The organism is Streptomyces sp. CBMA123, assembly GCF_014596465.1.
GTDB lineage: Bacteria > Actinomycetota > Actinomycetes > Streptomycetales > Streptomycetaceae > Kitasatospora.
In genome coordinates this window covers 1-7,583 of record NZ_MECK01000251.1, presented here as the reverse complement: position 1 = coordinate 7,583, position 7,583 = coordinate 1, and the positions used below count along the sequence as shown (strand labels likewise).

The following is a 7,583-nucleotide window of genomic DNA, read 5'->3' as shown; positions in this document are numbered from 1 at the left end:
GGGCCCTGCGGCGGCACCGCCCCGTACGGAGCCGCCACGTGCGGAGCCGCCCCGTACGGCGCCGTGGCACCCCGGCCGCCGCGTGCCGCGAACGCCGCCGGCACCAGCACCGCGCCGGCCACCGCCCAGACCGCGTTGGCCACCAGCACGCTGAGGAACACCAGGCCGACCGAGTTCTCCTCGGACAGCTCCGAGCGGACGGAGGTGGTCCAGCCCGCCATCGTCATCGTCCTGGTCATCACGGCACCGGCCACCACCATCAGCAGGGTCAGCACCACCGTGTACACGGCTGCCAGGCGCCACCGGTCGGCCGCGTCCAGCTGTCGCCGGTGCGCCGCCCAGCCGAGCAGCAGCGCCGCGCCCACCGCCGCCACGCCGCACCAGCGCCAGTCGGCGGACAGGTCGTGCAGATCGAAGAAGGAGAGGTCCAGCCCGGTGCGCTGGTTGCCCCAGGTCGTGCCGGCGCTGGTCATCCTGACGTGTGCCGAGAACGTCGCCCCCGAGCCGAAGCCGAGCAGCTGGAGCCCGAGGTTGGGCAGGAAGGCCAGCGAGACCGCGGTCGTCGCACCGCTCCCGGCGTTCACCGCGACCAGCACGAAGGCCGCCGCCGACGCCAGAGCCACCGACAGCGCCAGCGCCCGGCCGGCCGTCAGCGCGGCCACCGCCCAGCCGCGCACCGACCGGCTGCGCCAGGCGGCCCAGCGCAGCGCGTCGGTGCCGTAGACGGCGAAGGCCAGCAGGAAGGCCAGCAGGGCGGTCCAGCCGACCGCCTCCAGCCAGGTGGTGCCGGCGGTGACGGTCATCCCCCGGTACTCGGAGAAGTCCGGGTAGGCGGGGTAGCCGCCGGACCGCACCGGGTGCCAGTCGGTGCCCCCGATCAGGCCGAGCAGCAGGGTGACGGCGGCCAGCACCACGGCACTGCGCAGCGCCTCACCGACGGCCTGGGCCCGGGTGAGCTGGGTGCCGTCGGCCTGGCGCCGGCGCAGCCCGGCCCGCAGGCCGAGCCAGAGCGCCAGCCCCCAGAACACGGTGACGGTCAGCGGCAGGACCCGGAAGGTGAGCTCCATGCCGTCCTGGAGGGCGCGGCCGGACGAGTCCGGGCTCCCGCTGATCCGGAACGGCGCGCCGAGCGCGTTCAGCGCCATCGCCAGCGCCGCACCGAAGCGGTCGCCGAACTCGGGCGCGGCGTAGTCTCCGTCGTAGCCGTAGTCGCCCGGGACGGCCGCGATCAGCGCGGCCGCCAGCAGGACGAGAGTCGGCCCGATGGCCGCCACCAGCGCGGGGCGCCAGTTCGAACCGGCCAGCCAGCGCAGCACGGGCGACTGGACGGTCCTCGGGTAGTACGGCTGCCCCGCGCCCCAACTGCCCACCCTCGGCAGGCCGCCGGGCGGCGGCGGGTAGGACCCGGCCGGCGAGGTCGGCGGGGCCGACGGGGTCGGCGGCGGCCCGTACCCCGGGGGTGGCGACGGTACGACGGCCGGCGGGGGCGGCGGCGGGGGTGCCAGCGGCCGTCCGCACGAGCCGCAGGCGGACGCCCCCTCCACCGAAGTCGCGCCGCACGATGCGCAGTTGGCCATGGACCGGATTCCCCCCGCTCGACGAGTTCCTGGTCCCCCAGGGAGCCCGTTTATCCCATCGGATCCGAACGGATGTCAACCACGAAGCGAGGCAGGCGGGTTGACCGTCCGGGCCGGGTCAGTCGCGCTTCTTCGGGACCTCCGGGACGGGCAGCAGCGGCAGTCGCAGCGCACCGAACGCGCCCTCCGGCACGGCCGGTCGCACCGGCGCGACCGGGTCGACCCGGCGGTAGTCCCCGCCCTGGTCCGGGCGCCGGTCCGGCTCGCCCTTGTTGGGCCACATCGACATCGCGCGCTCGGCCTGCGCGGTGATGGTGAGCGAGGGGTTGACGCCGAGGTTGGCGGAGACGGCCGCGCCGTCCACCACGCTGATCCCGGGGTGGCCGTAGAGCCGGTGGTACGGGTCGACCACGCCGGTCTCGGGGGCGTCGCCGATCGGGCAGCCGCCGAGGAAGTGCGCGGTCATCGGGATGTCGAAGATCTCGCCGACGGTGCTGCCGGGGAAGCCGTTGATCTCGTCGGCCAGCGCCTGGGCGCCCCGCTCGGCGGCCGGGATCCAGGTCGGGTTGGGCTCGCCGTGGCCCTGGCCGGAGGTGAGCCGGGGCTTGCCGAGCGGGCCCTTCTTGAGCGAGACGGTGATCGAGTTGTCCAGCGACTGCATCACCAGGCCGATGATCGTCTTCTCGGACCAGCCGCGCTGGTTCATCGACCGGCCGAAGGTCACCGGGTGGAGCACCGAGTTGCCCAGGTAGCGCAGCCAGCGCGGGGCCTTCCCGCCGCCCTTGACCTGGGCGATCGACAGCGCGCCCATCGCGTTGGAGCCCTTGCCGTAGCGGACCGGCTCGATGTGGGTGTTCGCGTCCGGGTGGATCGACGAGGTGATCGCGACGCCCTTGGTGAAGTCCGCCTTGGCGCCGTAGCGCCGGTCGGTGGTCTGCGCGCCCACCAGCGCCTCGGAGTTGGTGCGGGTCAGCTCGCCGAGCCGCTCGGAGATCCGGGGCAGGTGGCCGGCAGCGCGCATCCGGTGCAGCAGCGACTGGGTGCCGTAGGTGCCGGCCGCGACCACCACCCGGGCGGCGGTGATGGTCCGGGCGCCCGCCTTGACCCGGTCGGTCTTCGACCGGGAGTCGGTGCGCCGCACGTCCACCGCGAAGCCACGATTCCCGTCGGCCGCGCCGTACTCCCGAATCCGGGCCACGGTGGTCAGCGGGTGGATCTCCGCGCCGCCCCGCTCGGCCAGGTACAGGTAGTTCTCGGTGAGCATGTTCTTGGCGCCGTGCCGGCAGCCGGTCATGCACTCGCCGCACTCCACACAGGCCTTGCGGGCCGGGCCGGCGCCGCCGAAGTACGGGTCGGCGACCTCCTCGCCGGGCGCGGCCTTGGCGGTGCCTCCCCCGGACTCCGTCCGGGAGGCGCCCCCAGCGTCCTTTCCGTCTCCGAAGAAGACCCCGACCGGCGCCATGTGGAAGGTGTCCCCGACGCCCATCTTCTCGGCCGCCGCCTTGAGGTGGACGTCGGACGGCGTGACGGTCGGGTTCAGCCGGACCCCGAGCATCCGCTGCGCCTGGTCGTAGAACGGCGCCAACTCCGCCTGCCAGTCGGTGATGTGGCACCACTGGCGGTCCTCGAAGAAGGCCTTCGGCGGCACGTACAGGGTGTTGGCGTAGTTCAGCGAGCCGCCGCCGACCCCGGCGCCGGCCAGGATCAGCACATTGGCCAGCAGGTGGATCCGCTGGATGCCGTACAGCCCGAGCCGCGGCGCCCACAGGTAGTTCGACAGGTCCCAGGAGTTGCGGGGCAGCTCGTCCCGCTCGAAGCGCCGCCCGGCCTCCAGGACGGCGACCCGGTAACCCTTCTCGGTCAGCCGCAGCGCCGCGACCGAACCGCCGAAGCCGGAGCCGACCACGACCACGTCGTAGTCGAACTCCGCCGCACCGCCGGACTCCACCATCTGCCACTGCTCCTCGGGGGTCGAACCTGTCGGGAAGGAAAGCGGGTCGGCGCCGCGTACGGCGCGGCGACCTACTTGAAGCGCAGCGCCTTGAGCGCCCGCAGCCCGCCGGTCATCACGGCGGCGAACTGCTTGTCGTCCAGCCCGAACGACGGGGCGATCGGCATCAGCCGCTGGGTCGCGATGGTCTGCGCCTCGGTGAAGCGCAGGATCCCCTCGGCGCCGTGCCGCCGGCCCAGCCCCGAGTCGCCCATGCCGCCCATCGGCGCGCCGACCGAGCCGTACGCGGCCGCGTAGGCCTCGTTGACGTTGACCGTCCCGGTGCGCAGCCGGGCCGCGACCGCCCGGCCGCGCCGCGGGTTCCTCGTCCAGACGCTGGAGTTCAGGCCGTAGGGCGTGGAGTTGGCGGCGGCCACCGCCTCCTCCTCGGTGTCGAAGCGGTAGACCGAGACGACCGGGCCGAAGGTCTCCTCGCCGCAGACCGCCATCTCCGGGGTCACCCCGTCCAGGACGGTCGGCTCGTAGAAGTACGGGCCGAGGTCGGGCCGGGCCCGCCCCCCGGTGAGCACGGTGGCGCCGGCCTTGACCGCCTCCGCCACGTGCCGGGTGGTGGTGTCCAGCTGCCGGGCGGAGACCAGCGAGCCCATGTCGGCGCCGTAGGCCAGGCCGCCGCCCAGGCGCAGCGCCCGGGTGCGGGCGACGAAGAGCTCCAGGAAGCGGTCGGCCACCGAGCGGTGCACCAGCAGCCGTTCGATCGAGATGCACAGCTGCCCGGCCGTGGAGAAGCAGGCCCGGACGGCGCCGGCGGCGGCCGCCTCGAGGTCGGCGTCGGAGAGCACCAGCATGGCGTTCTTGCCGCCGAGTTCGAGCGAGGCGCCGACCAGCCGGGCGGCGGCCCGCTGGGCGACCTCGCGGCCGGTGCGGGTGGAGCCGGTGAAGGAGACGTAGTCGGCGTGCTCCACCACGGCGGGGCCGATCACCGGGCCGTCGCCGATCACGACCTGCCACAGGTCGGCCGGCAGCCCGGCCTCGATCAGGAGTTCACGGGCCCACAGTCCGGTCAGCGCGGTCTGGGTGTCGGGCTTGTTGACCACCGCGTTGCCGGCCACGAAGGCGGGCAGCAGGTCGCCGATGCACAGCTCCAGCGGGTAGTTCCACGGCGAGATGTGGCCGATCACGCCCTTGGGGCGGCGGGCCTCCACGGTGTGGGTGAGCACCGGCAGCGCACCGCCGCGGCGCCGGTCCTTCAGATAGCCCTGCGCGGCGCGCCCGTAGTGCCGGGCGGCCATGGCGACGGCCAGCACCTCCTCGAAGGCGTGCAGCCGGGCCTTGCCGGTCTCGGCCTGGACCAGGTCCAGCGCCTCGTCCTGCCGCTTGAGCAGCAGGTCGTGGAAGCGCAGCAGCACGGCGGCCCGACGGCGCACCGGCAGTGCGGCCCAGGCGGCCTGGGCACGGCGGGCCAGCTGGAAGGCGACCTCGACGTCGGCCGGGGTGGACTGCGGCAGAGCGGCCAGCCGCTCACCGGTCAGCGGGGCGACGGTCTCCACCACACTGGGCTCGCCGGTGGCGGTGACCCCGGCGGCCAGCCGCTCGACCAGGGAGCGCGGGACCGCGGTCGCGACGGTCCGGCCGCCGCCGGGGGCGGCCGGGTTGCCGTCCACGGGGGCGGCGCCGGGGTGTTCGGTGGCCACTGCGTCTGCTGTGAGGTCCGACATACGGCGCAGCCTAGGCCTTCGGCGGCCGGTGCGGTACCCGTCGGTAACAAGAATCTGCCGCAGTCGGGCCAAAGCGGGGCGCTCCGCCCGTACGGGCCGCCACCCGCCGACCCGGGCCGACCCGCCACCGGGCCGGGCCGTCTCAGCGGGTGGGCGTGAAGTGGTTCAGCACCGTGGTGAACCGCTGCTCGGCCTGCTGCCACTCGTCGCCCTTGTCCGGGCTGGACGCGTAGATCGCGTAGGAGGTGCCGTCATCGTCGATGAACTCGGTCTCGATCGCCCGCCGGCGTCCGCCCTCCTTGGCCGCGTAGCTGAACTCCCAGGTGGCCGCCTCGTGGCCGTTCACCACGGCGCTGGCCATCCGGTGCTGCTTGTAGTCCTTGAGCGACTTGGAGACGTTGACCTCCATCTGCCGCATGTGGTCCAACGGCTTGGTCGACTGACCGACCGTGACCGCGAACTGCAGGTAGTGCACCCGGTTGTCGGGGCTGTAGAAGATCTGGTTGGCGTCCGTCCCGGTGCTGCGCTGCCAGGCCGGGGTCGCGACCGGCATCGGGAAGCGGAAGCCGCCCGGGTCGTCGACCCAGCGGTAGCCGGCCGGCGCGGACGCGCCCGGGGTGGGGGCGCCGGTCGGGTCCGGTTCGGTGGGATCGGGCGTGTCCGGCTGCCCGGTGGCCACCGGGTCGGCGGTGTGGGAGCCGGTCAGGTGCCGTGTGGCGAGGAAGGTCGCCGCGGCCGCCAGCACGCCGACCGCCACGGCGATGGCGACGAGCTTCATCCGGCTGCGGCGTTTGGCCGGACCGCGCGCGGGCGCGGCGGAGTGCGCGACCGGCGCGCCGATGGAGGTGTGCGCCTGCCCGCCAGCGGCCACGCCCCCGGAGGTGTCCCCGACGACCGGACCAACCGGACCAACCGGAACCATCGGGACCACCGGAACGGGCTGGGCGGACGGCACGGATGCCACCGCGGTCGGGGCGGTCCCGGCCGGACGCGGATCGGTCGGATCCTCCGAGCCCTCCGCGTCGTCCGAACCCTCCGGCGACACCACGACGGTCCCGTCCTGCCCCGCGCTGCGGTCCACCACCGGCACCGACTGGGTGGGCGTGCGCACCGGCGCGGCCGGCGCCCCGACCGTCTTCAGCCCCATGGTGTGCCCGGACTGCACCTCGGCCAGCATCCGGGCCGCCTCGTCGGCGTTCGGCCGGTCGGCCGGGTCCTTGGCCATCAGCGCGGCCAGCACCGGCCCGAGCGGGCCGGCCCGGCGGGACTCCGGCAGCGGCTCGTCGACCACCGCGGCCAGCGTGGTGATCGGCGAGTCCCGGCGGAACGGCGACTGGCCCTCGACCGCCGCGTACAGCGTCGCCCCGAGGCCCCACAGGTCGGAGGCCGGCCCGGGCCGCTCGCCCTGGGCGCGCTCGGGTGCCAGGTAGTCCGGCGAGCCGACCAGGTCGCCGGGCCGGGTCAGCTCGGTCGAGCCCTCGTACTTCGCGATGCCGAAGTCCAGCAGCACCACCCGCCCGGTGCCGCGCTCCAGCAGCACGTTGGCCGGCTTGACGTCCCGGTGCAGCACACCGAGCTGGTGACCGCGGTGCAGCGCCGCGAGCACCTGGCTGCCGACCTCGGCGGCGGCGCGCGGCGGCAGGGTGCCGTCCTGGCTGATCACGTCGGCCAGCGAGCGGCCGTCGACCAGCTCCATCACGATCCAGGGCCGGCCGTCCTGCTCCAGCACGTCGTGCACGGTGATCACACCGGGGTGCTTGATCCGGGCGGCGGCGCTGGCCTCCCGCTTCATCCGGGTGTGCAGGATCTGCAGGTCCTCCTCCGGCAGGTGGTTGACGGTCAGCTCCTTGACCGCGACCTCGCGGTCCAGCATCCGGTCCCAGGCCCGCCAGACCGTGCCCATCCCGCCCCGGCCGAGCCGCTCACCGAGCTCGTACCGACCGGCCAGCAACCGCTCCGCCTCGGCCGCCTCCGGCCGGTCCTGCAAGCCCATCGGCGACCGCTCCCCCTCTCGATTCCACCTACCGCCGCCGCGGCGGAAACCCCACCGCAGACCGCTGTTCGAACAAATCCCACGGACACATTAGGCGCACCCTGCCACGCCCGGTAATCTCGCCCACCCCCCGGACCGGCGCGGCGGCGGCCACCGGGGCCGTCAGCCTGCGAACAGCACCACGGCGACCACCCCCAGCACCAGCAGCGAGAACACACCGCCCACCAACAGCGGCCCCAGCAGGGCCGGGGGTATCCGGGAGTTCCTCCCCCCACCGGCCCGCGCCACCGCGGCCTCCGGCCCGACCGCCGCCGGCCGGTCGCCCCGCCCACGCCGCCGCGGCCGCA

Annotated in this window: 5 protein-coding genes; all 5 read right to left on the bottom strand. The window is 74.5% G+C overall.

Features of this window, described 5'->3' with window-relative positions:
- Positions 1 to 1,370 (bottom strand): hypothetical protein (locus tag BG452_RS25560; RefSeq protein ID WP_223242723.1); only part of this gene is annotated, 1,370 nt, incomplete at its 3' end.
- A 325-nt stretch (positions 1,371 to 1,695) separates the two neighbouring features.
- Positions 1,696 to 3,528 carry a GMC oxidoreductase gene (locus tag BG452_RS25555; RefSeq protein WP_188306714.1) on the bottom strand — a complete coding sequence of 611 codons (1,833 nt, stop codon included), beginning with the start codon at positions 3,526 to 3,528 and terminating at the stop codon, positions 1,696 to 1,698.
- Positions 3,529 to 3,599: 71 nt separating this feature from the next.
- Positions 3,600 to 5,243, bottom strand: coding sequence for a succinic semialdehyde dehydrogenase (locus tag BG452_RS25550; RefSeq protein WP_188306713.1), 1,644 nt, complete (start codon positions 5,241 to 5,243; stop codon positions 3,600 to 3,602).
- 142 nt (positions 5,244 to 5,385) lie between these two features.
- Entirely contained in the window at positions 5,386 to 7,236 is a 1,851-nt protein-coding gene (locus BG452_RS25545) for a serine/threonine-protein kinase (RefSeq protein ID WP_188306712.1), read from the bottom strand.
- A 162-nt stretch (positions 7,237 to 7,398) separates the two neighbouring features.
- A partial coding sequence (locus BG452_RS45970) for a hypothetical protein (RefSeq protein WP_223242722.1) occupies positions 7,399 to 7,583 on the bottom strand: 185 nt, incomplete at its 5' end.